We start from the raw sequence: 24,790 nt of genomic DNA on the forward strand, positions 1-24,790 counted from the left end.
TCTCTACTGAGAACACAGTTTGTGGCGAGGGGATTTATCCCCGATGGGGCGCGAAGCGGCCCTGCAAAGAGCGGGGCCGCTGCGCAGCCCATCGGGGATAAATCCCCTCGCCACGATAAATCTCAATTGCCATGAGATCAGCGAAGATATTCAGCCAGGCCGCTGTAGCAAGTCGCGAAGTGATACGGCGTCGTCGACGGCATGTCCTTGCGGCTGATCTCACCCTGCTCATCGCGGCACTCATACCAGCCACCGGTATGCAGAAAACGCTGTTGCAGCGCCTGCAACTGATGCAGCACCACGGCTTCGCTGTCCGGGCGCAACGTTAGTGCGCGCAGGTATTCAGCTTGAGCCCAGATCCGTTGGGTCGAATCTCTCGGGCGTCCGTCCATCTCCAGATCAAGCATCGCCCGCACCGCGCCGGACGGCTGTACCACGCCGAACTGCTCGGTAAACGCGAAGGCCTTGTCCAGCGCCGTATGCAGTTTCGACCCGCGCAATAGTGGTGACGATTCCAGCAGGAAATACCACTCGAACTGATGCCCCGGCTCGTACCAGTTATCCACAGCCCCCAACGGTTTCTCCATCAACACGCCATGTTGCGGGTCGACGAAGCGCTTGTGCATCGCTGTGCATAACTCGGTGAGGGCCTGTTGCGTTGCCGCGTCTTCGCGTACGGCAAGGGTGGCGAGGAAGGCTTCGGCCAGATGCATCAACGGATTTTGCAGCGGGCCGGTTTCCAGCGTGTTCCAGTCTCGATTCAGGCAGGCCTCGTACAGGCCATCACCGGTGGCAAAGCGTCGGCCGATGACTTCCAGCGCGGCGTTCAGCGTCGATTCCACCAGCGGCTCGCGGGACTTTTCCCAGTAATGCGCGCAGGCAAACAGGATGAAAGCGTGGGTGTAGAGATCCTTGCGCTGATCCAGCGGTTTGCCCTGCGCATCGATGCTGTAGAACCAGCCGCCATGCTCGGCATCATGGAAATGCCGTTGCAGGGAGCGGAACAGCGCCGCCGCGCGGACTTCGGCGTTATCCACAACGCCGATCAGGCTGGAAAACAGATAGAGCTGCCGCGCGCAGGCCATCGCCCGATAGCGTTGCGGTGGCAATGGTTGATGCGTGGCGTCCAGCGCCTCGTAAGGCAGCGCCATGTCGGCGTTCCAGCCCGGGCCTTGCCATAGCGGCACGATCACGTTCAAAAAGTGCTGTTGCACCTCACTGAACAGGGCGGTCAATTCAGGCAGGGATTTGGAGCGAGAAGCGTGGGGCATGGGCGGACGTCGTCACGGCTGGGGCGATTGCGCGACATGGTAGCAGAGAGACCGGTTAGAGAGAGGTTGTGTCTGTCAGTCCGCCTTCGCGAGCAGGCTCGCTCCCACAGGAGAATGCATTCCAATGTGGGAGCGAGCCTGCTCGCGAAGGGGCCGTATCAGGCGACAGAGATCAACCGGCCATCAGCCATGCGCCAGTCACTGCCGAAGCCGCACCCGCCAGTCGCACCAGCGGCGCAGCAGCCTGAGGCAGGAAACGTACCACCGCATAACCTGCAGCATGCAGCGCAGCGGTCGCTGCTACAAATCCTGCGGCATACGCCCAAGGGCTGGACATGTCCGGCAACTCCAGGCCATGCGCGACACCATGGAACAATGCAAACAACGCCGTGGCCGCCACCGCCATCACCAGTGGCGGACGCACCGCCAACGCAACGGCCAGGCCGAGCGCCAGCACCGACGCGGCAATCCCGCTTTCCAGCGCCGGCAATTCCAGCCCTTCAAAACCGAGCATGCCGCCCATCAACATGGTGCCGACGAAGGTGCACGGCAGCGCCCAGCGCGCCGCACCTTGCTGCTGCGCTGCCCACAAACCGACGGCAATCATCGCCAGCAAATGATCAAGGCCACCGATCGGGTGGCTGATCCCGGCGATCAAACCGCTGTCGCCATGCCCGGGGTGAGCGAAGGCCAGTGCCGGGGTCAGCAACAGTGCGATTGCACCAAGAATGCGTTTGAGTGTCATGGATAAGCTTCCTTGTTGATAATTGAATCAGGCTGCGGTCAGCAGGCCCTGTCGTTCGATGAAGGCGATGATGTCTTCCAGGCCCTGGCCGGTTTTCTGGTTGCTGAACACGAACGGCTTGCCGTTGCGCATGCGTTTTGTGTCGCTGTCCATCATCTCCAGCGAGGCACCGACCAGCGGCGCCAGGTCGATCTTGTTGATCACCAGCAGGTCAGACTTGCAAATACCCGGCCCGCCCTTGCGCGGCAGCTTGTCGCCGGCAGAAACGTCGATCACGTAGATGGTCAGGTCGGACAATTCCGGGCTGAAGGTCGCCGACAGGTTGTCACCGCCGGACTCCACCAGAATCAGATCCAGCCCCGGAAAGCGCCGGTTCAATTGATCCACCGCTTCGAGGTTGATCGAGGCGTCTTCGCGGATTGCCGTGTGCGGACAGCCACCGGTTTCCACGCCGATGATGCGTTCCGGTGCCAGCGCTTCGTTGCGCACCAGAAAGTCCGCGTCCTCGCGGGTATAGATGTCGTTGGTCACCACGGCGAGGTTGTAGCGCTCGCGCAGCGCCAGACACAGGGCCAGGGTCAACGCGGTTTTGCCGGAACCGACCGGGCCGCCGATGCCGACGCGCAGAGGTTGTGTGTTCATATGCTTCTCCAAAATAACAGGCCCTAGGAACGGAACAGGCGGCTGTACTGGCGCTCATGGGCCATGCACGCCAGGGACAGACCGAACGCGGCACTGCCGATGTGTTCGGGGTTGATTCGGGTGGCGTCCTGCTGGGCTTGTTGCAGCAGCGGCAGCAGTTCGCTGGTCAGGCGCTGGGCGGCTTGCTGGCCCAGCGGCAGGGTTTTCATCAGGACGGCGAGCTGGTTTTCCAGCCAGCTCCACAGCCACGCGGCGAGAGCGTCCTGCGGAGTGATGCCCCAGGCGCGGGCCGCCAGTGCCCAACCAAGTGCCAGGTGCGGTTCGGCGCATAGATCGAGAAAGTGGCGCGCTGGTGCGTCGAGTTCAGGCAAGCCGTTGAGCAGTTGCTGCAACGAATAGCCCATCTGCCGGCTCTCCAGATGCAGCTCGCGGGTTTCGCGGCTGGCGCGGTGGGTTTCGCAGATGCGCAGCAAGTCGTCCCATTTTTCCTCGGCAGCGGCTTGGCAATGGGCAAGCAGCAGCGGCGCTTCGAAGCGGGCGAGGTTGAGCAGCAATTGATCGCTGATCCAGCGGCGGGCGCTGTCCGGGTTGTTCACGCGACCGTTATCCACCGCCATTTCCAGACCTTGGGAATAGCTGTAGCCGCCAATCGGCAATTGCGGACTGGCCAGGCGCAGCAGCGCCCAGGCCGGATTCACAGGCGTACGCCGAACTGATGGAGTTTGGGCGCGTAGTTGAAGTCTTCGTCGCCGTGACGTGAATGGTGATGGCCGCCGCCGTAGGCACCGTGTTCCGGCTGGAACGGTGCTTCAATGGCTTCGACCTGCGCGCCAAGCTGTTCAAGCATGGCTTTGAGCACGTAATCGTCGAGCAACCGCAGCCAGCCATCGCCGACTTGCAGGGCGACGTGGCGATTGCCCAAGTGATACGCGGCGCGGGTCAATTCGAAAGCGTCGGCGCAAGTGACGTGCAGCAGTTGCTCGGGGCGGGCGCAGACACGGACGATTCGGCCGTCCTCAGCCTGTAGGCATTCGCCGTCATACAACGGCGGCTGACCGCGCTCCAAAAACAACCCGACGTCTTCATTCTCGGCACTGAAACAGCGCAAACGGCTTTTGCTCCGTGCTTCGAAGGTCAGGTGCAACTCGGCGGCCCAGACAGGTTGAGGGTCGATTCTGCGATGAATCACCAGCATCGGAAAGCTTCCAGCAGTGGACAATACTCAGGCTAGAGCAAGGGGCTTGCCAATCGGACGAGATGTAGGAAATCCCTGTCGGATCGTAGTAGATGTTTCGGAATGTTGCGGGGATTTGAGAGGTTTTGGTGCGTTAAGAATTTTTCATGCACCAATTTGCGGCGCACAAAAAAGATCGCAGCCTTCGGCAGCTCCTACCTTGATCTCTGTAGGCGCTGCCGAAGGCTACGATCTTTTGATCTTTATTCCGTACTACCGAGCCCTTGCCAATGCTTGAGCCCGATAAAGATGAAGCGCAATTGCTGGGTGATCTTTGCTTGCGGGGTCAAATGCTCAGGCAAGGCTTCGGCCGGCGGGTCGATGATGTCCGGCAGGGTGGCAAACACCGATTTGACGATCAGATCCGCCACCACGCTCAACCCGGCCGCGTCCAGATGCTGAAGCTTGGGCATCATTGTCAGGTCGGCCGCAAGGTCGGAGCTGATGTTCTCACGCAAACGGCCAATCGCCTGGCGCACCGGCAGCGAGCCGCCGTATTGCTCGCGAGCGAGAAATAAAAACTGCGAACGGTTGGCGCTGACCACATCGAGAAAGATCCGCACCGACGCATCAATGATGCCGCCCATGACGAATTCGTTGTGGCGTACCAGGCGGATGGTTTCGCGGAAGGTCTGGCCGACTTCGCTGACCAGCACCAGACCGAGTTCATCCATATCGGCAAAATGCCGATAGAAACCGGTGGGCACGATGCCGGCGGTTTTCGTCACTTCGCGCAGGCTGAGGCTGCCGAATCCTCGGCCGCTTTCCATCAAGTGGCGGGCAGCATCCATCAGGGCGTTGCGGGTCTGTTGTTTCTGTTCGGCGCGGGGCAGCATCGCAAGGTGTGTTCTTCGGCAGGACAAGCGCAGCACTCTAGCAAATCGGCTTTAACGGCGTCGAACGGCAGCGGGGGGATGCAGCGGGGAAATAGCGACTTATTAATAGCCGCGGCTGAAAAGTCAAAAGCCCAATCCGGGGATTGGGCTTTTTTTCAGGGCCGCCATGGGCTTAGCTCAAAGCGCTGTTGCGTTCGATGACACGGTCACCACCACCTTCGGCAACAGCTTGGCCTTGTGGGGTTTTGTCGTAGCCGTCTTCGACCAGACCTTTTTCTTCCAAGCGGTTACGACCGTTTTCGGCGACAGCCTGACCTTGTGGAGTTTTGTCGTAGCCGTCTTCGACCAGACCTTTTTCTTCCAGACGATTACGGCCGTTTTCTGCTAACGACTGACCTTGTGGGGTTTTGTCGTAACCATCTTCAGCCAGGGTCTGACCTTGTGGGGTTTTGTCATACCCGTCTTCGGCGAGGGTTTGGCTGAACACCGAGTGGCTGTCTTTTACTTGCGGAGTAGCCTGGTCGGCAGCGGGCAGGGCAAAAGCAGTGCTGGCAAGCATCGACAGGGTAAGGCTGAGCAGTAATTGGCGTTTCATGATGGGTTGCTCCTTGGGAGGGCGATAAAGTGGGTACGAGGGCAATGCTACTCTCGATAAGTCGATATAAAAGTTCATAAACGCAATGGTAATAATCAACAGAATTGATTGTTCTGCGGAGAGGCTCTAGAACGGGCCTTTCAGAGGGATGCTTTTGCACCGTAGTGGGTATTTTCGACCCACTCGCGCTTCGCAAAATTGCGGGGGCGGTAACGCTGTTCGACCGATTGGTCAGATTGCGCGCGGTTTTTTGCGTCTTAATCTGTCTTTTGATTAAACCTGCGGGCCTTTTGCCAGTCACAGATTTCATATGGGCCGCTTTGGCCCGCCGTTTCAGCTGTGCGCCGCGTTTTCGGCGCGCGGTCGTGATCAGGAGCTTTGTGCATGACTCGCACTGGAAAAATCTTCAGCTGGACCTTCGCCATCCTCTTATTGCTACTGGCCGTACTGGTGCTGATCATCGTGTTCTTCGACTGGAACCGGATCAAACCGCCGCTCAACGCCAAAGTCTCGGAAGAACTGCACCGACCCTTTGCCATCAACGGGAACCTCGCAGTGATCTGGCAGCGCGAGCCGGAGGAGGGCGGTTGGCGCGCCTGGGTGCCGTGGCCGCACGTGGTCGCCGAGGATTTGAGCCTGGGTAATCCGGACTGGTCGAAGAAACCGCAGATGGTCACGCTCAAGCGCGTTGAGCTGCGCATCTCGCCGCTGGCATTGCTGGCGCAACGGGTGGTGATCCCGCGTATTGACCTGACCGAACCCAACGCCGAATTGCAGCGTCTGGCCGATGGCCGCGCCAACTGGACGTTCAAGTTCGATCCCAAGGACCCGAATGCTGAGCCGTCGAACTGGGTTGTCGACATAGGCGCCATCAAGTTCGACAAGGGCCACGTTACCCTCGATGACCAGACCCTCAAGACCAATCTCGATGTGCTGATCGATCCGCTGGGCAAACCGATTCCGTTCAGCGAAATCGTCGGTGACAAAGCAGCGAAAACTGCGCAGGACAAGGGCGGCGCACCGCAGGACTATGCCTTCGCATTAAAGGTTAAAGGTCAGTATCACGGCCAGAATCTGACCGGCCAGGGCAAGATCGGCGGCCTGTTGGCCTTGCAGGATGCGAGCAAACTGTTTCCGCTGCAGGCTCAAGCGAAAATCGGTGACACCCGCATTGAACTGGCCGGCACCCTCACCGATCCGCGCAACCTCGGCGCCCTCGACCTGCGACTGAAGCTGGCCGGTGCCAGCCTTGGCAATCTCTACCCGCTGACCGGCGTGACCCTGCCGGACACGCCACCTTACTCCACCGATGGCCACCTGATCGCCAAGCTGCATGACGAGGCTGGCGCAAAATTCACCTATGAAAAATTCAATGGCAAGATCGGCGGCAGCGACATCCATGGTGACCTGACCTACGTCGCCAGCCAGCCACGGCCAAAACTCAGCGGCGCGCTGTTGTCCAATCAACTGCTGTTCGCCGACCTCGCACCATTGATCGGTGCTGATTCGAACGACAAACAAAAGGCCCGTGGCGGCGAGAGCAAGCAACCGGCTGACAAAGTGCTGCCGGTAGAAGAGTTCAAGACTGACCGCTGGCGCGCAATGGATGCCGATGTCGAATTCACCGGCAAGCGCATCGTCCACAGTGAAAAGCTGCCATTCACCGACCTTTATACCCACCTGAAACTCAACGACGGCGAGCTCAGCCTGGAGCCGCTGCGCTTTGGCGTGGCTGGCGGCAATCTGGACGCGCAGATCCGCCTCAACGGTCGCACCGAACCGCTGGAAGGCCGGGCCAAACTGACGGCGCGCAGATTCAAGCTCAAGGAGCTGTTCCCGACTTTCGAACCGATGAAAACCAGTTTCGGCGAGCTGAACGGCGATGCGGATATCACCGGTCGCGGTAACTCGGTGGCCAAGCTGCTGGGCGGTGCGAATGGCAATCTGAAGATGCTGATCAACGACGGTGCGATCAGCCGTGAGCTGATGGAGCTGGCGGGGCTTAACGTCGGTAACTATGTGATCGGCAAGATCTTTGGCGACAAGGAAGTGAAGATCAATTGCGCGGCGGCGGACTTCGATATCAAGGCGGGTTTGGCAACCACGCGGCTGTTTGTCTTCGATACCGAGAATGCGATCATCTACATCGACGGCACGGCGAACATGGCCACCGAGCAATTGGACCTGACGGTGACGCCGGAATCCAAAGGCTGGCGTTTGATATCCCTGCGTTCGCCACTGTACGTGCGCGGCAAGTTCATCAAGCCGGACGCGGGCGTGAAAGCCGTGCCGTTGTTGCTGCGCGGGGCGGGGATGGTAGCGCTGGGTGTGATTGCCGCACCGGCGGCCGGGCTGCTGGCGCTGGTCGCGCCGAGTGGCGGGGAACCCAATCAGTGTGCGCCGCTGCTGGAGCAGATGAAGGCGGGCAAGGCGCCGGTGACCGTCAAGCCAAGCAAGTAACAGCAGATCAAAAGATCGCAGCCTGCGGCAGCTCCTACAGAGATCAGTGTAGGAGCTGCCGCAGGCTGCGATCTTTTGCGTTTAAGGTTTAGAGGTCGTTGAGGATGTCGGCCATGTCATCGGCATGCTCTTCTTCCTGCGCCAGGATGTCTTCGAAGATGCGTCGAGTGGTCGGGTCTTTCTCGCCGATGTACTGAATGATCTCGCGGTAGCTGTCGATGGCGATCCGCTCGGCCACGAGGTCTTCGTAGACCATCTCTTTCAAAGTGTTCCCCGCGACATATTGTGCGTGGGACATTTTCGACAGCAAGTCGGGGTTGAACTCTGGTTCGCCGCCCAGTTGCACAATGCGCTCTGCCAGGCGGTCGGCGTGCTCGGCTTCCTGGGTGGCGTGTTCGAGAAACTCTTCAGCGGCCACGTGGGCTTTCAGGCCGTTGGCCATGAAGTAGTGGCGCTTGTAGCGCAACACGCAGACCAGTTCAGTGGCCAGCGATTCATTGAGCAAGCGCAGCACCTCTTCACGGTTGGCGCTGTAACCCTCGGTCACCGCGCCGTTTTCCACGTTTTGTCGTGCGCGCTCGCGCAGGGTTTGAACATCAGATAAATGCAGGTCGCTCATTTCAGTCTCCTGGAGGCTAATCCGATTGGCGTCACGCTCTACTGACGTGATCGCCTACCCAGGTTGTGAGTCTTGAGCGATGCAAAAAGTTTTACGGGATTTTCGGCAACCTCGGCGCCAACCCTGAAAGCTGCGCTTCGTCGCGCAACCACGCAAAAAATGCGCGCACCGGCGGATGCCGCTCGCGCCCCGGCACACACAACGCACTGTAGCCGGCCCCATCGACCTGAACCTCGCCCTTGTACGGCACCAGCAAACCGCTGGCGACGCTCTCCGAGACCAGAATATTGCTCGCCAGTACCAGCCCTTGCCCGGCAATCGCGGCTTGCAGGGCGTAATGCTCTTCGTCGTATTCGCGGATCGCCGGATGTTGATTCAGCCAGTTCTCGCCGGACTTGGCGCACCAGGCTTCCCAGCCGTGGGCATACAGCTTGGAGTTGTGCCAGTGCACGCTGATCAAGGTCGGTGTGCGGCGTGCGGCCAGTGCCACTTGCTCCGGCGAGCCGTACACGCCGAACGATTCATCGAACAGGCAGAGGCCATACAGATTCGGGTAGTCATCGAGGCTGTAGCGCAGCACCAGATCGACACTGGCGTCCTGATGCAGATCGATCACTTCACAATGGGTGTCGAGACGCACGTTGATGTTGGGGTGTTTCGCATAAAACCGCCCCAGTCGCGGCACCAGCCACAGCGCAGCGAACGCGGCGGTGGTCGACAGCGTCAGGCTGCTGCCGCTGCGTTGCGGGCGCAGGGTGTCGACGCTTTGCGCCACTTCCAGCAAGGCGCCGTGCAGACTGCGGAACAACCGTTCACCGCCCTCGGTCAGGCGTACCTGTCGCGGCAGGCGTTCGAACAACGCGACGCCCAGCCAGTCCTCCAGCGCTCGGATCTGATGGGAAATCGCTGTGGGTGTCACCGACAGTTCTTCAGCGGCAGCCTTGAAGCTCAGCAAGCGCGAGGCGGATTCGAAGGCGCGCAGGGCGGTTAGCGGCAGCGAGGCGAACATTTGTTACTCCATGGATGAAATAAACTCATCCAGACTGATTTCTGTTCATTTGAAGAGATGCCGTGACGCGCCTCAAGCTGCAAGCCACAAGCAGGTTGATTCTAGTCCGGAGGATTTATAGATGAACAGGATTCTTGCGCTTCATGCCAGCCCCCGTGGCGACCGTTCCCATTCGCGGCGTTTGACGGAAGGTTTTCTCAGTGCCTGGCAAGTGCGCCATCCGCAGGCTCAGGTAACTCGGCGTGAAGTTGGTCGGGCGCTGATTCCGGCGGTCAACGAGGCCTTCGTCGCGGCGGCGTTTTACCCGGAACCCGAGGCGCGTCCATTGTCGATGCAGGCCGATCTGGCGCTCAGCGATCAACTGGTCGGCGAGTTGTTCGACCACGACCTGCTGCTGATTTCCACGCCGATGTACAACTTCAGCGTGCCCAGTGGCCTCAAGGCCTGGGTCGATCAGATCGTGCGGCTGGGCCTGACGTTTGACCACACGCTGGACAACGGCATTGCCCAGTACACGCCGCTGTTGCAGGGCAAGAAAGCCTTGATCGTCACCAGTCGCGGCGGTTTCGGCTTCGGTCCCGGCGGTGAGCTGGAGGCTTTGAACCACGCCGATCCATGGCTGCGCACGGCGCTGGGATTTATCGGCATCAACGACGTCACGGTAGTCGCGGCCGAGGGCGAAGAGTCTGCCGAACGCACCTTCGCGGTGTCGCTGGCCGAGGCCGAGCAGCGTTTGCTCGACCTCGCCCGGGCGTTCTAGGTGGCCTGGCTGTTCCTGCTGATCGCCGCGGGGTTTGAAGTGACCTTCGCCATGGGCATGAAGTACGCGGAAGGGTTCACCCGGCTCTGGCCGTCGATGATCACCGTGGTCGCTGCGGTCGGCGGGATCTACTTCCTGACATTGGCCATGCGTGAATTGCCGGTGAGTATCGCCTATCCGATCTGGACCGCCATCGGTTCGCTGGGCACAGTGTTTCTCGGCTTTGCCTTGCTCGGCGAGAGCCTGACGCTGGTCAAGCTGCTGTCGGTAGGCCTGATTGTGGCGGGGGTGGTGGGGCTGAAGTAGGCTGCTCATCGAGTTGTCATGTTCAGGGAGGATGCTTGGCGGGCGTTTTGCACGCCTTGCATCCATTCACCGACCACAAGGATGTTTGCCCATGTCGCACGCCTCGCGTACGCGTTATCCACTGGTGCTGGTGCCGGGAATGCTCGGGTTTATCCGGCTCGTTCTCTATCCATATTGGTACGGGATCATCAAAGCGTTGCGCCGTGGTGGTGCGACGGTGATTGCCGTGCAGGTGTCGCCGTTGAATTCGACCGAGGTGCGTGGCGAGCAATTGCTGACACGGATCGAGGAGATCCTGCGCGAAACCGGCGCGGCCAAGGTCAATCTGTTCGGTCATAGCCAAGGCTCGCTGACGGCGCGTTATGCCGCGGCGAAACGCCCGGATCTGGTGGCTTCTGTGACGTCGGTCGCCGGGCCTAATCACGGTTCCGAACTGGCCGACTATCTGCAAAAGCACTACCCGGCGGACAGCGCCAAGGGGCGCATTCTTGAAGCGCTGCTGCGCTTTGTCGGCTGGTTGATGGCGCTGTTGGAGACCGGCTATCACGGGCCAAAACTGCCGGTGGATATCCACGCCTCGCACCAATCGCTGACCTTTGAAGGTGTGGCGCTGTTCAATCAGCGTTATCCACAGGGCCTGCCCGAAACCTGGGGCGGGCATGGGCCGGAAGAGGTCAACGGCGTGAGGTATTACTCGTGGTCGGGGACGTTGCAGCCGGGCAAGACGGATCGTGGCGGCAATCTGTTTGACGGGACCAATCGCAGTTGCCGGTTGTTCGCCAAGACATTCGTGCGTGAACCTGGGCAGTGCGATGGCATGGTCGGGCGTTACAGTTCGCACTTGGGCACAGTGATTGGCGATGACTATCCGCTGGATCATTTCGACATCGTCAACCAGTCGCTGGGGCTGGTGGGCAAGGGCGCCGATCCGGTGCGGCTGTTTGTCGAGCATGCGGCGCGGCTTAAAGCAGCCGGGGTCTGACTGTGCTTTTGTGGCGAGGGGATTTATCCCCGATGGGCTGCGCAGCAGCCCCAATTATTGGATGAAGAGAGGGGCCGCTTCGCGACCCATCGGGGATAAATCCCCTCACCACAGGCCGGATCAGGTAACGCTCACTCTGCGGCTCAGCACCGTCGTCCAGCGCTCAGACAAAATCACCCCACCCAAGGTCAACAAGCCGCCGACCAGGTGATACATCGCCAGTTGTTCTTTCAACACCACCGCCGCAATCAGCGCCGTAATCAACGGCAGCAGATTGAAGAACAATGTCGTCCGGCTCGGCCCCAGGCGCTGCACCGCCTGCATCCACGCCAATGGCGCGAGCATCGAAGCCAGCAGACACGCGTACAGCACCAGCGGAATATTCTGCAGGGTCAGCCCGGTTTTCGGCGAAGTGGCATACAGCGGAAACAACACCACAATCGCCACCAGTACCTGCAAATACAACAACACCAGCGGCGGCAGGCGCAGCTGCCATTTTTTCAGCAATGTGCTGTAAATCGCGTAGGCCAGCGTGGCAATCAGCATCATCGCGTCACCCAGGTTCACCCCGTGTTGCAACAGCGCGCCGAGGCTGCCGGACGACACCACCACCAGCACGCCGGCGAACGAGAACACCGCACCCACCAGCGCACCGGCTGTCAGGCGCTGGCCGAGGCTGATGATCGCCATGGCCAGCGACATCAATGGCATCAGCGACAAGATGATGCCCATGTTGGTGGCGGTGGTCAGGGTCGCGGCGAAGTAGGCGAGGCTCTGATAGACCGCCATGCCGAGTACGCCGAGGACGAAAATCTTGCCCAGGTTCGGGCGAATTTGCGGCCAGTGCGCGATGACTTGTTTGAGCATGAACGGCGTGAACAACAGACCCGCCAGCAGCCAGCGGTAAAAACCGATCTCGGCGGGGAAGATCGCACCGACCGCGAGTTTGTTGATCACGGTGTTGCCGGCCCAGATAAAAATCGCCAGCAGAGGAAAAGCGTATTGCATGCGTTGAAACCATTACGTTGATGAAGCGCGATTATCCCTTGTCTGGATGCAGGCCTATACTTCGAACCGGACAACCTGCCTCTGAAACCGGACAGCATGAACAGTAAACACATCGATCTGCTGGATTTCAGCGAACTGCCGTCGGCGGTGTACTTCCGCTACGCCGACTTCAACGCCCACGAATTCGCCGCGCCCCACCGTCATCCGTGGGGCACGCTGGAATACGCGGCCCATGGCGTGCTGCACATGGACGTCGACGGCAGTCGTTTCATGTCGCCGCCGCAATACGCAGTCTGGGTGCCGCCGCAGGTCGAGCACAGTTTCTACAGCCATCAACCGGTCAACTATCGTGCGGTGTGTCTCGATCCCAAGGTCTGTGCCGAATTGCCGGCGCGCGCCTGCACGTTGGCGATCAGCGACATCCTCAAGGCGATTCTCAAAGACTTCGCCGCCCGCGACGTGAAGATCCCCGAACTCGATGCCGATCAGCGTCTGGCCCAAGTGCTGGTCGATCAACTGCAACAGGCACCGGTGCATGAGTGTTATCTGCCCTATGCGAGCCATCCCGGGTTACTGGCGATCCTCGAAGCGTTGCAGGCTGAGCCTGGCAACAATCAACCGCTGGCGCACTGGGCGGCGCAGGTGCATGTCAGCGAGCGCACGCTGGCGCGGCAGTTTGCTCGCGAACTGGGGATGAGTTTTGGCGAGTGGCGCCAGCGCCTGCGCTATCTCGCCGCGATCGAAGCGCTGGAAACTTCGCGCAGTGTGCAGGAGATCGCTTTCGACCTGGGTTACAGCAGCGGCTCGGCTTTTATCGCCATGTTTGCCCGTCAGGCGGGCTGCACGCCGGAGCAGTACCGCCGCAGCCACCTGGAAGGCAGGAAGGTGTAACAAGATTTGGCTACACTGCCGAAGAGGCCGCCTCCATCGAAGCGGCGACAAGGAGAAAACTCCATGAAGATGTTGCGTGTCCCTTTGTTGATGATTGGTTTGCTCCTGTGTTCCCAAGGTTTCGCCGCCACGGCGCAACAGAACAAAATGACCACCTGCAATGCCGATGCGACCGCCAAGAGTCTGAAAGGCGATGAGCGCAAAACCTTCATGAGCACCTGCCTCAAGGCAGCGCCGGCAGCCAACGACGCCAAGGCCCTGACCCCGCAGCAGGAAAAGATGAAAACGTGTAATGCCGATGCGAAAACCAAGGCGCTGGCCGGTGATGCGCGCAAGACGTTCATGAGTGAATGCCTGAAGAAAAAATAAACGGGTTCGCGTACTGCCTGAGTTTTTTGAGTCCGTCTTGAGATTCGCCCTCACCCTAACCCTCTCCCGGAGGGAGAGGGGACTGACCGCGTTGTCTCAAGACATTCGTCGACCAGAACAAAGCTGTTGATTATGGATTCAATCAGCTCTTTCAGGTCGCCGGATATCCTCAGCATCCCCCGATCAGTTCCCTCTCCCTCTGGGAGAGGGCTAGGGTGAGGGCTGCAAACACCGCATATCCCTAGTGCTCCCCCCGGATCGCTGGCAGACTGCCAATCCTTTTACGCCGTTCGTTTTGAGGCTGTATGCCAACGTTTTCTGAGCGTCATGTTGTGTTCTGGGTCAGTTGCATCATTATTTTCGGCGGTTTGCTGCTGGTGCTCCCGCTGCGCTTGTTGCCCAGCCTGCTGGCGGGGTTGCTGGTGTTCGAGCTGGTCAACATGCTCACTCCGCAACTGCAACGGCTGATCGAAGGCCGGCGCGCGCGCTGGCTGGCGGTGGCGCTGTTGGGCACGCTGGTGGTCAGTGTGCTGGCGCTGATCTTCGCCGGCGCCATCAGTTTCCTCCTGCACGAAGCGGAAAATCCCGGGGCTTCCCTCGACAAATTCATGGGAGTGGTCGACCGCGCGCGCGGTCAGTTGCCGCCGTTCATCGACGCTTATCTGCCGGCCAGTGCCGCGGAATTTCGCGTAGCGATTGGCGAATGGGCGAGCAAGCACCTGGCCGACCTGCAACTGGTGGGCAAGGACGCGGCGCACATGTTCGTGACGCTGTTGATCGGCATGGTGCTCGGCGCAATCATTGCCCTGCAGCGCATACCGGATGTCACCAAACGCAAGCCGCTGGCCGCCGCTTTGTTCGATCGCCTGCACCTGCTGGTGCAGGCGTTTCGTAACATCGTTTTCGCGCAGATCAAGATTTCCCTGCTCAACACCTTCTTCACCGGGATCTTTCTGGCGTTGATCCTGCCGATGTTCGGCATCCATCTGCCGCTGACCAAGACCCTGATCGTCCTGACCTTCCTGCTCGGCCTGTTGCCGGTGATCGGCAACCTGATATCGAACACGCTGATCACCATCGTCGGCCTGTCGCTGTCGATCTGGGTGGCGTTGGCGGCGTTGGGGTATCTGATTTTTATCCACAAGCTCGAATACTTTCTCAATGCGCGCATTGTTGGCGGGCAGATCAGTGCGAAGTCGTGGGAGTTGCTGCTGGCGATGCTGGTGTTCGAGGCCGCATTCGGCCTGCCGGGAGTAGTGGCGGGGCCGATTTACTATGCGTATCTGAAGAGTGAGTTGAAGCTGGGCGGGATGGTTTGATTCAGAATTTGTAGTGTTTGAGCTGGCCTCTTCGCGAGCAGGCTCGCTCCCACATGTTGAGCGCATTCCTTCAGTTGAAATGCGATCCACTGTGGGAGCGAGCCTGCTCGCGAAGGGCGCGCCGCCGATTCTGGGTCAGGCCATTGCGCCGTAACGCTTCATCGCCTCAATCGCCAGACCGCTGCCAATGCTGCCGAAGATATTCCCTTCGACATGCCGCGCATTCGGCAACATCGCCGAAACGCTGTTGCGCAGGGCCGGGATGCCGCTGGAACCGCCGGTGAAGAACACTGTATCGACCTGAGCCACTGACACATTCGCGTCGTTCAACAACTGCGTGACGCTGCCGCGCACGCGCTCCAGCAATGCATCAATCGCCGACTCGAACAAAGCCCGCGTCAGTTCCACGCTCAACCCGGGTTCGATCCGATCCAGCGGCACATGGCGGCTGTCGGCGTGGGTCAGCTGGATCTTGGTTTCTTCCACTTCCATCGCCAGCCAGTGGCCGGCGCGTTGTTCGATCAACTTGAACAGGCGATCGATGCCGCCGGTGTCTTCGATGTCGTAGCGCATGCTGCCCAGCGCCAGGCTGGATTTCTGCGAGTACACCGAGTTGATCGTGTGCCAGGTCGCCAGGTTCATGTGGTGGCTGGTTGGCATGTAGGCGCCGCTTTTCATGCGACTGCCGTAGCCGAACAGCGGCATCAGGCCTTGCAGGCTCAGTTGTTTGTCGAAGTCGGTCCCGCCGATGTGTACGCCGCCCGTGGCGAGGATGTCGTCGTGGCGGTTTTCCACACCGCGACGCTCGGGCGAAAGGCGCACCAGCGAGAAGTCGGATGTACCACCGCCGATGTCGACGATCAGTACCAGCTCTTCCTTTTCGATGGTCGACTCGTAGTCGAATGCTGCGGCAATCGGTTCGTACTGGAACGACACGTCCTTGAAACCGATCTTGCGTGCCACTTCCACCAAGGTGTCTTCGGCTTCCTGGTCGGCCAGCGGATCGTCATCGACGAAGAACACCGGACGCCCCAGCACCACTTGTTCGAATTCCCGACCGGCGGCAGTTTCGGCGCGGCTCTTGAGCTGGCCGATAAACAGGCCGAGCAAGTCCTTGAACGGCATTGCCGTGCCGAGAACGCTGGTGTCGTGCTTGATCAGCTTGGAGCCGAGCAGGCTCTTGAGCGAGCGCATCAGGCGGCCTTCGTAGCCTTCCAGGTATTCGTGCAGCGCCAGGCGACCGTAGACCGGGCGGCGCTCCTCGATGTTGAAAAAGACCACCGACGGCAGGGTGATCTTGTCGTCTTCCAGCGCGATCATCGTTTCCATGCCGGGGCGCAGCCAGCCGACGGTGGAGTTGGAGGTGCCGAAGTCGATGCCGCAGGCACGGGCTGGAGAGGCGTTATTCATGTCTTTCGGGTTCCGGTCAAAAAACGGCCGCGCAGTGTATGTCAGTGCGCGGCAGATTCGAAGGCCGGTCATCAGCTATTTCGCGACTAGACTGGGTTGAAACTCGCAGCTTCGCCCCAAACTTGCTGGCATGGGCCGGCAGACATACCGGCGGTCGCAAGAACCGTCGCCCACTGCCGATAAACTTCTGCTGCGCCACCCGGTCACAAGTTTGAGATCGGTCAACCCGGCATGCGCGAATCGGCGCATGCTGGCATCGGCGCGAAATCGATAACGGACGGTGATTCCTTCAATGGACTTCAAAGACTATTACAAGATACTCGGCGTGGAGCCGACAGCAGACGACAAGGCAATCAAGGCTGCCTATCGCAAGCTGGCGCGCAAATACCACCCCGATGTCAGCAAGGAAAAGGACGCCGAGGCCAAGTTCAAGGACGCCTCGGAAGCCTATGAAGCGCTGAAAAGCGCCGACAAACGTGCCGAATACGACGAGCTGCGCCGCTATGGCCAGCACGGTCAGCCGTTCCAGGGGCCACCGGGCTGGCAGAGCCGGGGCGGTTTTGGCGGCGGCGGTGGCGACACCGGCGACTTCTCGGACTTCTTCAGTTCGATCTTCGGCAATCGCGGCCCCGGTTTCGGTGGCGGTGAAGGTCGGCAACAACGCAGTGCAGGGCGCCGAGGGCAAGACGTGGAAATGGAACTGCCGATCTTCCTCGAGGAAACGCTCTCGAACGAATCGAAGAAGGTCACCTTTCAGGTGCCGCAATACAACGCCAACGGCCAGCACCTCAGCAACACCAGCAAGAGCCTGAACGTGAAGATCCCGGCGGGCGTGACCGACGGCGAGCGCATCCGCCTCAAAGGTCAGGGCGCACCTGGCGCAGGTGGCGGGGCGAATGGCGATCTGTACCTGACCATTCGTTTCGCGCCGCATCCGAAGTTCGATGTCGAAGGCGAAAACCTGATCATTACGTTGCCGCTGGCACCGTGGGAGTTGGCGTTGGGCGCTGAAGTGGCCGTGCCGACCCTGACCGGCAAGATCAACCTCAAGGTTCCGGCCGGCAGTCAGAACGGTCAGCGCATGCGCGCCAAGGGCCATGGTCTGAAAAACAAGGCCGGCGAGCGAGGTTATCTGTTCGTGCAGCTCAAGGCCGTGATGCCGAAAGCAGCGGACGATGACGTCAAAGCGTTGTGGCAGGAACTGGCGAAAAAAGCCGCCTTCAATCCGCGAGAGAACTTCTGAACCCAGCGACGGAGTAGCCCATCATGAGCAGCCCCCTGATCGTTCAACTGGACATGGCAGAATTCTGTGAGGCAGCCGATTTGTCGGACGTCTACGTGATCGAAATCGTCGAACACGGCATCCTCGAACCTCAGGGCGCGCAGCCCCGGGAATGGCGTTTCACCGATTACGAGCTGACTCTGGCCAAACGCGCCGCCAAGCTGCGGCGCGACCTGGATCTGGAGTGGGAAGGCGTCGCCCTGGCGTTGAATCTGCTGGAAGAAGTGAAGGAACTGCGGGCCGAGAACCGTATGTTGCGCCAGCGATTGGGGCGGCTGGTGGTCGAGTAGTTTTACCGTTGTTTACAGTTTGCACTGAAGGGCCTCTTCGCTGGCAAGCCAGCTCCCACAAGTATCGCGTCGAATGCATATTTTGCAACCGACGCAGAACCCTGTGGGAGCTGGCTTGCCAGCGATGAATTCCCCTCGGTTTATCTGCTTAAACCTTTCTGGGCAACACCACACTGAACAGCGTCCCGTCAGCCGCGTTCGAGCTGACTTCGATTGTCCCGCCATGGGCGATGACTACTTCCTTGACGATAAACAACCCCAAACCGAGGCTGGTAGAAGGCTGCCCGAGCTGTTCGTCGGCGCTGCGCACCAGCGGGTCGAAGATCGTACCGACTGCTTCTTCGGGAATCGGTGTGCCGAAGTTATGCACCGTAAGGCACACGCTATCGCCTTCTGCGCTGAGGCTCACGGTCACGTCGTGCTGGTTTGAACCGTGCTGCAAGGCATTGCCAATCAGGTTTTGCAGCAGTTGATCGATGCGCCCGGCATCCCATGTTCCCCTGGTATCGCCTTCTACAGTCAGCGTCGGATCGCATTCCGGATTGCCCGCGCAAGCCTCGGCAATCGCTGCCCGCACCGCGTCGGCCATGTCCATCGGCGCCGGCTCGATCGGCAGGCTTCTGCCCAGACGACTGCGCACCAGTTCCAGCAAGTCGCTGACCATGGCCGCCATGTGTCGTGCGCCACGTTTGATATTGAGGGCGCACGTCAGGGCATCGCCTTCCAGACGGGTTTTGCGCAGCAGCAATTCGGTGGACATGCTCACCGCTTGCAGCGGCGCGCGCAGGTCATGGCCAAGGATGGCAAGGAAGATGTCGCGCGAACGGTTGACCTGTTCGGCATAGGCGGCGGTCGATTCGGCCAGGGCTTCGTCGATGGCTTCGTTGAAGCGGATCATGTCCTGGAAATAGGCGACGTCAGGGGATTGCAGGCTGTTGACCCACAGGCGAATCACACAGGCCCGCAGATGGCGGAATTCACTGGTCATCTGCACCAGATCAAAACCCACGGTGTGGCGCAACTCGCCATGGCTGGCGCCGGCCTCGTCCAGGCTTGGGGTTTTCTCCGGGCCTTCGCCCTTGGCTTTGGCAGCCTGTTCGGCGGGGCTCTGTGGTTTGTTCATGTCGCGAGCGGCGGCCCGCAGAATTTCGCTGGCGTGATCGCGCAGCGCGGTGGAGTCCAGATGGTCGGCGGCCGGGGTAATGGTAGCGGCAAATTGTTCCCACTCATCGACGATAGGGTCGATGTTGGCCACGATGAACTCGGAAAGACGCATGGGCGGTCCCTGAAAATAGTGAAGCGAATCGAATATTAGTCCCTTTGGCGGGAAATACACGACCGTTTGTGCGGCGGTTTTCTACCGCCATCAAAAAGGCCCCGAGACCGTGCTCAGGGCACGGCATCGGGGCCTGTTTTATGGCGTTGAGGTCAGAACAGGAAATAGCGCTGAGCCATCGGCAGGGTGTCTGCCGGTTCGCACCACAGCAACACGCCGTCGGCCTTGACCTGGTAAGTCTGCGGATCGACATCGATGTTCGGCAGGTAATCGTTGTGGATCAGATCGGTTTTCTGCACCTCGCGGCAACCTTTGACCACGGCGATTTTCTTCTTCAGCCCCAGCGTTTCCGGCAACCCGGCCTCCTGCGCGGCCTGACTGATAAAGGTCAGACTGGTAGCGTGCAGCGAACCGCCATAACTGGCAAACATCGGGCGGTAGTGCACCGGTTGCGGTGTCGGAATCGATGCGTTGGCATCACCCATCAGGCTGGCGGCAATGGCGCCACCCTTGAGGATCAGTGTCGGCTTCACGCCAAAAAACGCCGGGCGCCACAGCACCAGGTCCGCCCATTTCCCTACTTCGATCGAGCCCACTTCATGGCTGATGCCATGAGTGATCGCCGGGTTGATCGTGTATTTGGCGATGTAGCGTTTGGCGCGGAAGTTGTCGTTGCCTTCACCGTCCTGGGGCAGGGGGCCGCGCTGCTTTTTCATCTTGTCGGCGGTCTGCCAGGTGCGCGTGATGACTTCGCCGACGCGGCCCATGGCCTGGCTGTCGGAACTGATCATCGAGAACGCGCCAAGGTCATGGAGGATGTCTTCGGCGGCAATCGTCTCGCGGCGGATGCGGCTCTCGGCGAACGCCACGTCTTCGGCAATGCTCGGGTCGAGGTGGTGGCAGACCATCAACATGTCGAGGTGTTCGTCGATGGTGTTGCGGGTGAACGGCCGGGTCGGGTTGGTCGAACTCGGCAGCACGTTGGCAAAACCGCAGGCCTTGATGATGTCTGGCGCATGACCGCCACCGGCACCTTCGGTGTGATAGGTGTGGATGGTGCGGCCCTTGAAGGCGCCGAGGGTGGTTTCCACAAACCCCGATTCATTGAGGGTGTCGGTGTGGATCGCCACTTGTACGTCGTACTGGTCGGCCACGTTCAGGCAGTTGTCGATGCTCGCCGGGGTGGTGCCCCAGTCTTCGTGCAACTTAAGGCCGATGGCGCCGGCCTTGACCTGTTCGATCAGCGGCTCCGGCAGGCTGGCGTTGCCCTTGCCGGTGAGGCCGATGTTCATCGGGAAGGCATCGGCGGCCTGGAGCATGCGCGCCAGATGCCATGGGCCCGAGGTGCAGGTGGTGGCGTTGGTGCCGGTGGCAGGTCCCGTGCCGCCGCCGATCATGGTGGTGACGCCACTCATCAGCGCTTCTTCGATCTGCTGCGGGCAGATGAAGTGAATGTGCGTGTCGATGCCGCCAGCGGTGAGGATCATGCCTTCGCCAGCGATCACTTCGGTGCTGGCGCCGATGGCGATGTTCACGTTGGGCTGCACGTCCGGGTTGCCGGCCTTGCCGATCGCGGCGATGCGGCCGTCCTTGAGGCCGACGTCGGCTTTGACGATGCCCCAGTGGTCGATGATCAGCGCATTGGTGATCAGTGTGTCGACCACTTCGGCGGCGAGCAGTTGACTCTGGCCCTGGCCGTCGCGGATGACTTTACCACCGCCGAATTTCACTTCTTCGCCGTAGGTGGTGAAGTCTTTTTCGACTTCGATCCACAGCTCGGTATCGGCCAGGCGCACCTTGTCGCCGACCGTGGGGCCGAACATGTCGGCGTAGGCTTGTCTGGAGATTTTCATGCTGCGTCCTTCAGGAAAATAGTGGTGAGCCGTCGACCCTCACCCTAGCCCTCTCCCGGAGGGAGAGGGGACTGATCGCGGTGTGGCGGCTATCGGTGCTCGGCTCCCTCTCCCTCGGGAGAGGGCTGGGGTGAGGGGCAGCGGTGCGCACGCAATTCAGAGATCACCCATGACCCGCCCGGCAAAACCGAACACCCGTCGATGCCCGGCGTAATCCACCAGCTCAACCTCGCGACTTTGCCCCGGCTCGAAGCGTACCGCCGTGCCGGCCGGAATATTCAGACGCATGCCACGGCTGGCCGCGCGATCAAAGGTCAGCGCGTCGTTGGTTTCGAAAAAATGATAGTGCGAACCCACCTGGATCGGCCGGTCGCCGCTGTTGGCGACTTTCAGGCTGACGGTGCGGCGGCCGACGTTGAGTTCGATGTCGCCGGGCTGGATCTGGTATTCACCGGGAATCATCACTGGGCTCCTTGCAGAATCTTGTAGTAGAGGGCGGTCGGTCGATACGTGCCGTTCGGGTCGCAGGCGTAGTCGGGTATTTCGCCGGCGCGGGTGTAACCCAGGGCTTTATAGAAATCTTCAGCGGGGAAGCCGGCCTCGGTGTCGAGGAAGAGCATGCCGCGCTTGTGCTTGGGCGCTTCCAGTTCCAGCGCATGCATCAATTGTTGGCCGAGGCCGCGACGACGGGCGTGTTCACGCACCAGCAGTTTCTGCACCTCGGCGCGATTGAGACCGTTGGCCTTTTGGCACAGCCCCAGTTGCACGCTGGCCAGCACCTGCTCGTCCTTGACCACCACCCAGAGCAATACGCTGCCCTTGTTGACGTTGTCCTGAACGTCATCGAAGTAGGCGCGGGCCTGGGCGGCGTCGAGGTCGGCCATGAAGCCGACACTCGCGCCATAGCCCACCGCATCGAGCAACAGATCGATCAGGCCCTGACGATAGTGCGCAAAACTTTCAGCGTTGACGCGGCGCAGTTGGGCGGCGTTCATCGGTGTCACTCCTTGTTGGCTTCGGGCGGCTCCGCGCCAGGGTTGAGGGTCAGTTGCATGAAGGTCAGATCGAGCCAGCGGCCGAACTTGGTGCCGACTTGCGGCATCTGTCCGGTGATGATGAAACCGGCACGTTCATGCAGACGAATAGAGGCGGCGTTGCCGCTTTCGATGGCGGCCACCATCACGTGCTTGCCGCAGTTTTTTGCCCGCTCGATCAGCGCCGTCATCAGTTGCGGGCCAAGACCGTTGCCGCGTTGGTCGCTGCGTACGTAAACCGAATGCTCGACGGTGTGGCGGAAGCCGTCGAAGGGCCGCCAGTCACCGAACGAAGCGTAGCCGAGCACTGTGTTGTCGATGTCGCAGATCACCAGAATCGGATAGGCCTGCGACTGACGGGCGCTGAACCACGCCTGACGGTTGCCGAGGTCCACGGCGGATTCGTTCCAGATCGCCGTGGTGTTGAGCACGGCGTCGTTGTAGATGTCGCGGATCGCCGGCAGGTCGGCGTGCAGCGCATCGCGAATGCTGTAAGTCATGGCGCGGCCTCAGACGATCGGTTGGTGGACGGTCACCAGTTTGGTGCCGTCGGGAAACGTCGCTTCGACCTGGATCTCCGGGATCATTTCCGGGATGCCTTCCATCACTTGTTCGCGGGAAAGCAGAGTGGTGCCGAAGTGCATCAGCTCGGCCACGGTCCGGCCGTCACGGGCGCCTTCGAGCAGCGCGGCGGAGATGTAGGCCATGGCTTCCGGGTAGTTGAGCTTCACACCGCGAGCCAGTCGGCGCTCGGCGACGAGGCCGGCGGTGAAGATCAGCAGCTTGTCTTTTTCGCGTGGGGTCAGGTCCATTGTGGATTTCCATCAGGGCAGATTGAAAAGAGTCGGGACTGTTGGCACAGATCCCTGTGGGAGCGAGCCTGCTCGCGAATACGGACTCATATTCAGCGAATTTGTTGGCTGACATGACGCTTTCGCGAGCAGGCTCGCTCCCACATTAGATTGCATTTCAGGTGTTCCAGATTCGTGGGGGCATGGCCTCGCGACCGAGCAGGGCGGGTCTGAGCAATCGCCACAGATCAATCAACCAGCCTCGCGCCAACAACGCCTCACTGGCCAGACACCTGGCAACCAAAAGCCCCGGCAGCTGCGTCAGATCCCCGCGCACTTCATGCCCCAGCGAGCGGCAGCGCTCCAGCAGTTCGGCATCAATTTCGCCAGTGACCAACAGCGTCGCAAACACCGGTTGCCCGTCCAGCCCGATCGGCGAATCGAGCAAACCGTCACCGCCGACAATGCGCTGACGCTCATGCCAGAGCAATCGACCATCGCGACGAATATCCAGGTGCGATTGAAAATGCCCGAGGTCGAAACGCTCGCCACTGGCCGGTCGACCCAGCGCAACCACATCCCAGTAGAACAGCCGCGCATCACCCTCAAGATCGATCGAGGTGGTCAGTTCAGCCTGCGCAGCGCTGTAGACGATGGTCTCTTGCGGCAACCATTCCAGTGTCGCCCCGGCAGCCACCTTCAAGTCGAGCTTCTGATAAGCGGGGCCCGCCGCGCGATACCACTTGGCTGCGCCGGGGCTGGTGATCTGTGCCCAGGCGTCTTGTTCGACACGGGCGCTGATATCGAGCCGATCACCGCCGGCAATCCCGCCCGGTGGGTGGACGATGATGTGCTGACAGACCTCAGGGCCCTCGGCGTACAGATGCTTTTGCACCCGCAGCGGGCCGAGGTGGCGGCGCATGACCGGGCGCGTGCAGTCGCCGAAACGGGCGTAGGCCAGCTCCAGCTCGGCGTGCCAGCTCGGGGTAAACAGGGCAGGTGAGACAGTCGAGTTCATATTTTCTAATTATCGTTAGGAAGCTACAGGTTAGATGGTTACCAGCCCACGCACACCCTCGGCCTCCATATTTTCTCCGCGACCCTGCTGGACGATCTCACCCCGGGACATCACCAGGTATTGATCGGCCAGTTCGGCGGCGAAATCGTAGAACTGCTCGACCAGCAGAATCGCCATGTCGCCGCGAGCCGCCAGTTTCTTGATCACCGCGCCGATCTCCTTGATCACCGACGGCTGAATGCCTTCGGTGGGTTCGTCGAGGATCAGCAAGCGCGGACGGCTGGCCAGTGCGCGGCCAATCGCAAGCTGTTGTTGCTGGCCACCGGACAAGTCACCGCCCCGACGCTGCTTCATTTGCAACAGCACCGGGAACAGTTCGTAGATGAACGCAGGGACTTCCTTGGCCTCGGCGCCGGGAAAACGCGACAGGCCCATCAGCAGGTTTTCCTCCACCGTCAGCCGCCCGAAAATCTCCCGGCCCTGTGGCACATAAGCGATACCGGCGTGTACCCGCTGGTGTGGCTTGAACGTGGTGATCGGTTTGCCTTCCCAATTCACTGCGCCTTCCTTGGCCGGCAACAGGCCCATCAGGCATTTGAGCAGGGTGGTCTTGCCCACGCCGTTACGGCCGAGCAGGCAGGTGACTTCGCCGACCTTCACGTCAAACGTGAGGCCGCGCAGGATGTGGCTACCGCCGTAATACTGGTGCAGCTTGTCGACTTGCAGCATTCTCAAATTCTCCTCAAGTCCCAATGTAGGAGCTGCCGAAGGCTGCGATCTTTTGATCTTG

The 24,790-nt window shown here is 60.4% G+C and carries 28 protein-coding genes; 9 read left to right on the top strand and 19 right to left on the bottom strand.

The features are described from left to right. Nucleotides 1-137: 137 nt before the first annotated feature. From ACA069_RS02960 to ACA069_RS02990, 7 genes are all read right to left on the bottom strand, one after another. The gene (locus tag ACA069_RS02960; protein ID WP_497616244.1) at nt 138-1,271 is read right to left on the bottom strand and encodes an AGE family epimerase/isomerase; all 1,134 of its coding nucleotides are present in this window, start codon (nt 1,269-1,271) and stop codon (nt 138-140) included. 172 nt (nt 1,272-1,443) lie between these two features. Next, nucleotides 1,444-2,016: a HupE/UreJ family protein gene (locus tag ACA069_RS02965; RefSeq protein WP_497616245.1), complete on the bottom strand. Its 573-nt coding sequence runs from the start codon at nt 2,014-2,016 to the stop codon at nt 1,444-1,446. 27 nt (nt 2,017-2,043) lie between these two features. Next, nucleotides 2,044-2,658, bottom strand: a complete 615-nt coding sequence (gene ureG / locus ACA069_RS02970) for an urease accessory protein UreG (protein WP_187678571.1) — start codon at nt 2,656-2,658, stop codon at nt 2,044-2,046. A gap of 23 nt (nt 2,659-2,681) precedes the next feature. After that, entirely contained in the window at nt 2,682-3,356 is a 675-nt protein-coding gene (locus ACA069_RS02975) for an urease accessory protein UreF (protein ID WP_497616247.1), read from the bottom strand. Next, a complete protein-coding gene (gene ureE / locus ACA069_RS02980; RefSeq protein WP_497616249.1) occupies nt 3,353-3,853 on the bottom strand; it encodes an urease accessory protein UreE in 501 nt (166 codons plus the stop codon). Before ureE ends, ACA069_RS02975 begins: the two co-directional genes overlap by 4 nt. A gap of 242 nt (nt 3,854-4,095) precedes the next feature. Beyond that, a complete protein-coding gene (locus ACA069_RS02985) occupies nt 4,096-4,728 on the bottom strand; it encodes a TetR family transcriptional regulator (RefSeq protein ID WP_123530830.1) in 633 nt (210 codons plus the stop codon). A gap of 172 nt (nt 4,729-4,900) precedes the next feature. Continuing rightward, nucleotides 4,901-5,323, bottom strand: a complete 423-nt coding sequence (locus ACA069_RS02990) for a hypothetical protein (protein ID WP_401265913.1) — start codon at nt 5,321-5,323, stop codon at nt 4,901-4,903. 384 nt (nt 5,324-5,707) lie between these two features. Here ACA069_RS02990 and ACA069_RS02995 point away from each other — a divergent pair, with 384 nt between their 5' ends. Beyond that, entirely contained in the window at nt 5,708-7,783 is a 2,076-nt protein-coding gene (locus ACA069_RS02995; RefSeq protein ID WP_497616251.1) for an AsmA family protein, read from the top strand. A gap of 88 nt (nt 7,784-7,871) precedes the next feature. Here the strand turns inward: ACA069_RS02995 and ACA069_RS03000 are convergent, their stop codons facing one another. Both ACA069_RS03000 and ACA069_RS03005 read right to left on the bottom strand, forming a co-directional pair. Next, the gene (locus ACA069_RS03000; RefSeq protein ID WP_401265918.1) at nt 7,872-8,402 is read right to left on the bottom strand and encodes a ferritin-like domain-containing protein; all 531 of its coding nucleotides are present in this window, start codon (nt 8,400-8,402) and stop codon (nt 7,872-7,874) included. A 91-nt stretch (nt 8,403-8,493) separates the two neighbouring features. After that, entirely contained in the window at nt 8,494-9,411 is a 918-nt protein-coding gene (locus ACA069_RS03005; RefSeq protein WP_497616253.1) for a LysR substrate-binding domain-containing protein, read from the bottom strand. A 121-nt stretch (nt 9,412-9,532) separates the two neighbouring features. Here ACA069_RS03005 and ACA069_RS03010 point away from each other — a divergent pair, with 121 nt between their 5' ends. The 3 genes from ACA069_RS03010 (at nt 9,533) to ACA069_RS03020 (ending at nt 11,459) form a co-directional block, all read left to right on the top strand. Beyond that, nucleotides 9,533-10,171, top strand: a complete 639-nt coding sequence (locus ACA069_RS03010; protein WP_497616255.1) for an FMN-dependent NADH-azoreductase — start codon at nt 9,533-9,535, stop codon at nt 10,169-10,171. Further along, nucleotides 10,172-10,477: a DMT family transporter gene (locus ACA069_RS03015; RefSeq protein WP_401265926.1), complete on the top strand. Its 306-nt coding sequence runs from the start codon at nt 10,172-10,174 to the stop codon at nt 10,475-10,477. Nucleotides 10,478-10,568: 91 nt separating this feature from the next. Further along, nucleotides 10,569-11,459 (top strand): esterase/lipase family protein, encoded by an 891-nt coding sequence (locus ACA069_RS03020; RefSeq protein ID WP_187678561.1) that lies wholly within the window; start codon nt 10,569-10,571, stop codon nt 11,457-11,459. A gap of 120 nt (nt 11,460-11,579) precedes the next feature. On the opposite strand, the gene ACA069_RS03025 is transcribed toward ACA069_RS03020, so the two are convergent. Further along, on the bottom strand, nt 11,580-12,467 hold the full coding sequence (locus ACA069_RS03025; protein WP_497616257.1) for a DMT family transporter: 888 nt from the start codon (nt 12,465-12,467) through the stop codon (nt 11,580-11,582). 96 nt (nt 12,468-12,563) lie between these two features. On the opposite strand from ACA069_RS03025, the gene ACA069_RS03030 reads away from it, so the two are divergent. From ACA069_RS03030 to ACA069_RS03040, 3 genes are all read left to right on the top strand, one after another. Further along, nucleotides 12,564-13,358: an AraC family transcriptional regulator gene (locus tag ACA069_RS03030; protein WP_497616259.1), complete on the top strand. Its 795-nt coding sequence runs from the start codon at nt 12,564-12,566 to the stop codon at nt 13,356-13,358. 63 nt (nt 13,359-13,421) lie between these two features. Continuing rightward, nucleotides 13,422-13,727: a PsiF family protein gene (locus tag ACA069_RS03035; RefSeq protein WP_187678558.1), complete on the top strand. Its 306-nt coding sequence runs from the start codon at nt 13,422-13,424 to the stop codon at nt 13,725-13,727. A 305-nt stretch (nt 13,728-14,032) separates the two neighbouring features. Continuing rightward, entirely contained in the window at nt 14,033-15,046 is a 1,014-nt protein-coding gene (locus ACA069_RS03040) for an AI-2E family transporter (RefSeq protein ID WP_489880675.1), read from the top strand. A 135-nt stretch (nt 15,047-15,181) separates the two neighbouring features. Here ACA069_RS03040 and ACA069_RS03045 read toward each other — a convergent pair whose 3' ends face one another. Then, nucleotides 15,182-16,456 (bottom strand): Hsp70 family protein, encoded by a 1,275-nt coding sequence (locus ACA069_RS03045; protein WP_187678557.1) that lies wholly within the window; start codon nt 16,454-16,456, stop codon nt 15,182-15,184. A 292-nt stretch (nt 16,457-16,748) separates the two neighbouring features. Here ACA069_RS03045 and ACA069_RS03050 point away from each other — a divergent pair, with 292 nt between their 5' ends. Both ACA069_RS03050 and ACA069_RS03055 read left to right on the top strand, forming a co-directional pair. After that, nucleotides 16,749-17,699: a DnaJ C-terminal domain-containing protein gene (locus tag ACA069_RS03050; RefSeq protein ID WP_497616263.1), complete on the top strand. Its 951-nt coding sequence runs from the start codon at nt 16,749-16,751 to the stop codon at nt 17,697-17,699. Between the two features lie 23 nt (nt 17,700-17,722). Next, complete coding sequence (locus tag ACA069_RS03055; RefSeq protein ID WP_401265935.1) at nt 17,723-18,028, top strand: chaperone modulator CbpM; 306 nt, start codon at nt 17,723-17,725, stop codon at nt 18,026-18,028. Between the two features lie 148 nt (nt 18,029-18,176). Here the strand turns inward: ACA069_RS03055 and ACA069_RS03060 are convergent, their stop codons facing one another. The 8 genes from ACA069_RS03060 to urtE all read right to left on the bottom strand — a co-directional run bounded on the left by ACA069_RS03060 (nt 18,177) and on the right by urtE (nt 24,729). Beyond that, nucleotides 18,177-19,304: an ATP-binding protein gene (locus ACA069_RS03060; protein ID WP_497616265.1), complete on the bottom strand. Its 1,128-nt coding sequence runs from the start codon at nt 19,302-19,304 to the stop codon at nt 18,177-18,179. A 152-nt stretch (nt 19,305-19,456) separates the two neighbouring features. Then, nucleotides 19,457-21,157 carry an urease subunit alpha gene (gene ureC / locus ACA069_RS03065; protein ID WP_401265940.1) on the bottom strand — a complete coding sequence of 567 codons (1,701 nt, stop codon included), beginning with the start codon at nt 21,155-21,157 and terminating at the stop codon, nt 19,457-19,459. A 156-nt stretch (nt 21,158-21,313) separates the two neighbouring features. Further along, complete coding sequence (locus ACA069_RS03070; protein ID WP_007915947.1) at nt 21,314-21,619, bottom strand: urease subunit beta; 306 nt, start codon at nt 21,617-21,619, stop codon at nt 21,314-21,316. After that, complete coding sequence (locus ACA069_RS03075) at nt 21,619-22,152, bottom strand: GNAT family N-acetyltransferase (RefSeq protein ID WP_497616267.1); 534 nt, start codon at nt 22,150-22,152, stop codon at nt 21,619-21,621. Before ACA069_RS03075 ends, ACA069_RS03070 begins: the two co-directional genes overlap by 1 nt. A gap of 5 nt (nt 22,153-22,157) precedes the next feature. Next, nucleotides 22,158-22,691, bottom strand: coding sequence for a GNAT family N-acetyltransferase (locus ACA069_RS03080; protein ID WP_187678550.1), 534 nt, complete (start codon nt 22,689-22,691; stop codon nt 22,158-22,160). A 9-nt stretch (nt 22,692-22,700) separates the two neighbouring features. Then, nucleotides 22,701-23,003, bottom strand: a complete 303-nt coding sequence (gene ureA, locus ACA069_RS03085) for an urease subunit gamma (protein ID WP_008085431.1) — start codon at nt 23,001-23,003, stop codon at nt 22,701-22,703. A gap of 157 nt (nt 23,004-23,160) precedes the next feature. Next, nucleotides 23,161-24,000 carry an urease accessory protein UreD gene (locus ACA069_RS03090; protein WP_497616269.1) on the bottom strand — a complete coding sequence of 280 codons (840 nt, stop codon included), beginning with the start codon at nt 23,998-24,000 and terminating at the stop codon, nt 23,161-23,163. 30 nt (nt 24,001-24,030) lie between these two features. Continuing rightward, complete coding sequence (urtE, locus tag ACA069_RS03095) at nt 24,031-24,729, bottom strand: urea ABC transporter ATP-binding subunit UrtE (protein WP_129438890.1); 699 nt, start codon at nt 24,727-24,729, stop codon at nt 24,031-24,033. Nucleotides 24,730-24,790 lie beyond the last annotated feature (61 nt).

This window comes from Pseudomonas sp. LBUM1652, assembly GCF_059716105.1.

Coding starts and splice junctions, on each gene's coding strand:
- ACA069_RS03030 (WP_497616259.1), top strand. CDS start 12,564: ATGAACAGTAAACACATCGATCTGCTGGATTTCAGCGAACTGCCGTCG.
- ACA069_RS03000 (WP_401265918.1), bottom strand. CDS start 8,402: ATGAGCGACCTGCATTTATCTGATGTTCAAACCCTGCGCGAGCGCGCA.
- ureC (WP_401265940.1), bottom strand. CDS start 21,157: ATGAAAATCTCCAGACAAGCCTACGCCGACATGTTCGGCCCCACGGTC.
- ACA069_RS03040 (WP_489880675.1), top strand. CDS start 14,033: ATGCCAACGTTTTCTGAGCGTCATGTTGTGTTCTGGGTCAGTTGCATC.
- urtE (WP_129438890.1), bottom strand. CDS start 24,729: ATGCTGCAAGTCGACAAGCTGCACCAGTATTACGGCGGTAGCCACATC.
- ureA (WP_008085431.1), bottom strand. CDS start 23,003: ATGGACCTGACCCCACGCGAAAAAGACAAGCTGCTGATCTTCACCGCC.
- ACA069_RS03025 (WP_497616257.1), bottom strand. CDS start 12,467: ATGCAATACGCTTTTCCTCTGCTGGCGATTTTTATCTGGGCCGGCAAC.
- ACA069_RS03005 (WP_497616253.1), bottom strand. CDS start 9,411: ATGTTCGCCTCGCTGCCGCTAACCGCCCTGCGCGCCTTCGAATCCGCC.
- ACA069_RS03080 (WP_187678550.1), bottom strand. CDS start 22,691: ATGACTTACAGCATTCGCGATGCGCTGCACGCCGACCTGCCGGCGATC.
- ACA069_RS03060 (WP_497616265.1), bottom strand. CDS start 19,304: ATGCGTCTTTCCGAGTTCATCGTGGCCAACATCGACCCTATCGTCGAT.
- ACA069_RS03070 (WP_007915947.1), bottom strand. CDS start 21,619: ATGATTCCCGGTGAATACCAGATCCAGCCCGGCGACATCGAACTCAAC.
- ACA069_RS03050 (WP_497616263.1), top strand. CDS start 16,749: ATGGACTTCAAAGACTATTACAAGATACTCGGCGTGGAGCCGACAGCA.
- ACA069_RS02985 (WP_123530830.1), bottom strand. CDS start 4,728: ATGCTGCCCCGCGCCGAACAGAAACAACAGACCCGCAACGCCCTGATG.
- ACA069_RS03055 (WP_401265935.1), top strand. CDS start 17,723: ATGAGCAGCCCCCTGATCGTTCAACTGGACATGGCAGAATTCTGTGAG.
- ACA069_RS03035 (WP_187678558.1), top strand. CDS start 13,422: ATGAAGATGTTGCGTGTCCCTTTGTTGATGATTGGTTTGCTCCTGTGT.
- ACA069_RS02965 (WP_497616245.1), bottom strand. CDS start 2,016: ATGACACTCAAACGCATTCTTGGTGCAATCGCACTGTTGCTGACCCCG.
- ACA069_RS03020 (WP_187678561.1), top strand. CDS start 10,569: ATGTCGCACGCCTCGCGTACGCGTTATCCACTGGTGCTGGTGCCGGGA.
- ACA069_RS03075 (WP_497616267.1), bottom strand. CDS start 22,152: ATGAACGCCGCCCAACTGCGCCGCGTCAACGCTGAAAGTTTTGCGCAC.
- ACA069_RS03045 (WP_187678557.1), bottom strand. CDS start 16,456: ATGAATAACGCCTCTCCAGCCCGTGCCTGCGGCATCGACTTCGGCACC.
- ACA069_RS02960 (WP_497616244.1), bottom strand. CDS start 1,271: ATGCCCCACGCTTCTCGCTCCAAATCCCTGCCTGAATTGACCGCCCTG.
- ureE (WP_497616249.1), bottom strand. CDS start 3,853: ATGCTGGTGATTCATCGCAGAATCGACCCTCAACCTGTCTGGGCCGCC.
- ureG (WP_187678571.1), bottom strand. CDS start 2,658: ATGAACACACAACCTCTGCGCGTCGGCATCGGCGGCCCGGTCGGTTCC.
- ACA069_RS03010 (WP_497616255.1), top strand. CDS start 9,533: ATGAACAGGATTCTTGCGCTTCATGCCAGCCCCCGTGGCGACCGTTCC.
- ACA069_RS02995 (WP_497616251.1), top strand. CDS start 5,708: ATGACTCGCACTGGAAAAATCTTCAGCTGGACCTTCGCCATCCTCTTA.
- ACA069_RS03090 (WP_497616269.1), bottom strand. CDS start 24,000: ATGAACTCGACTGTCTCACCTGCCCTGTTTACCCCGAGCTGGCACGCC.
- ACA069_RS02990 (WP_401265913.1), bottom strand. CDS start 5,323: ATGAAACGCCAATTACTGCTCAGCCTTACCCTGTCGATGCTTGCCAGC.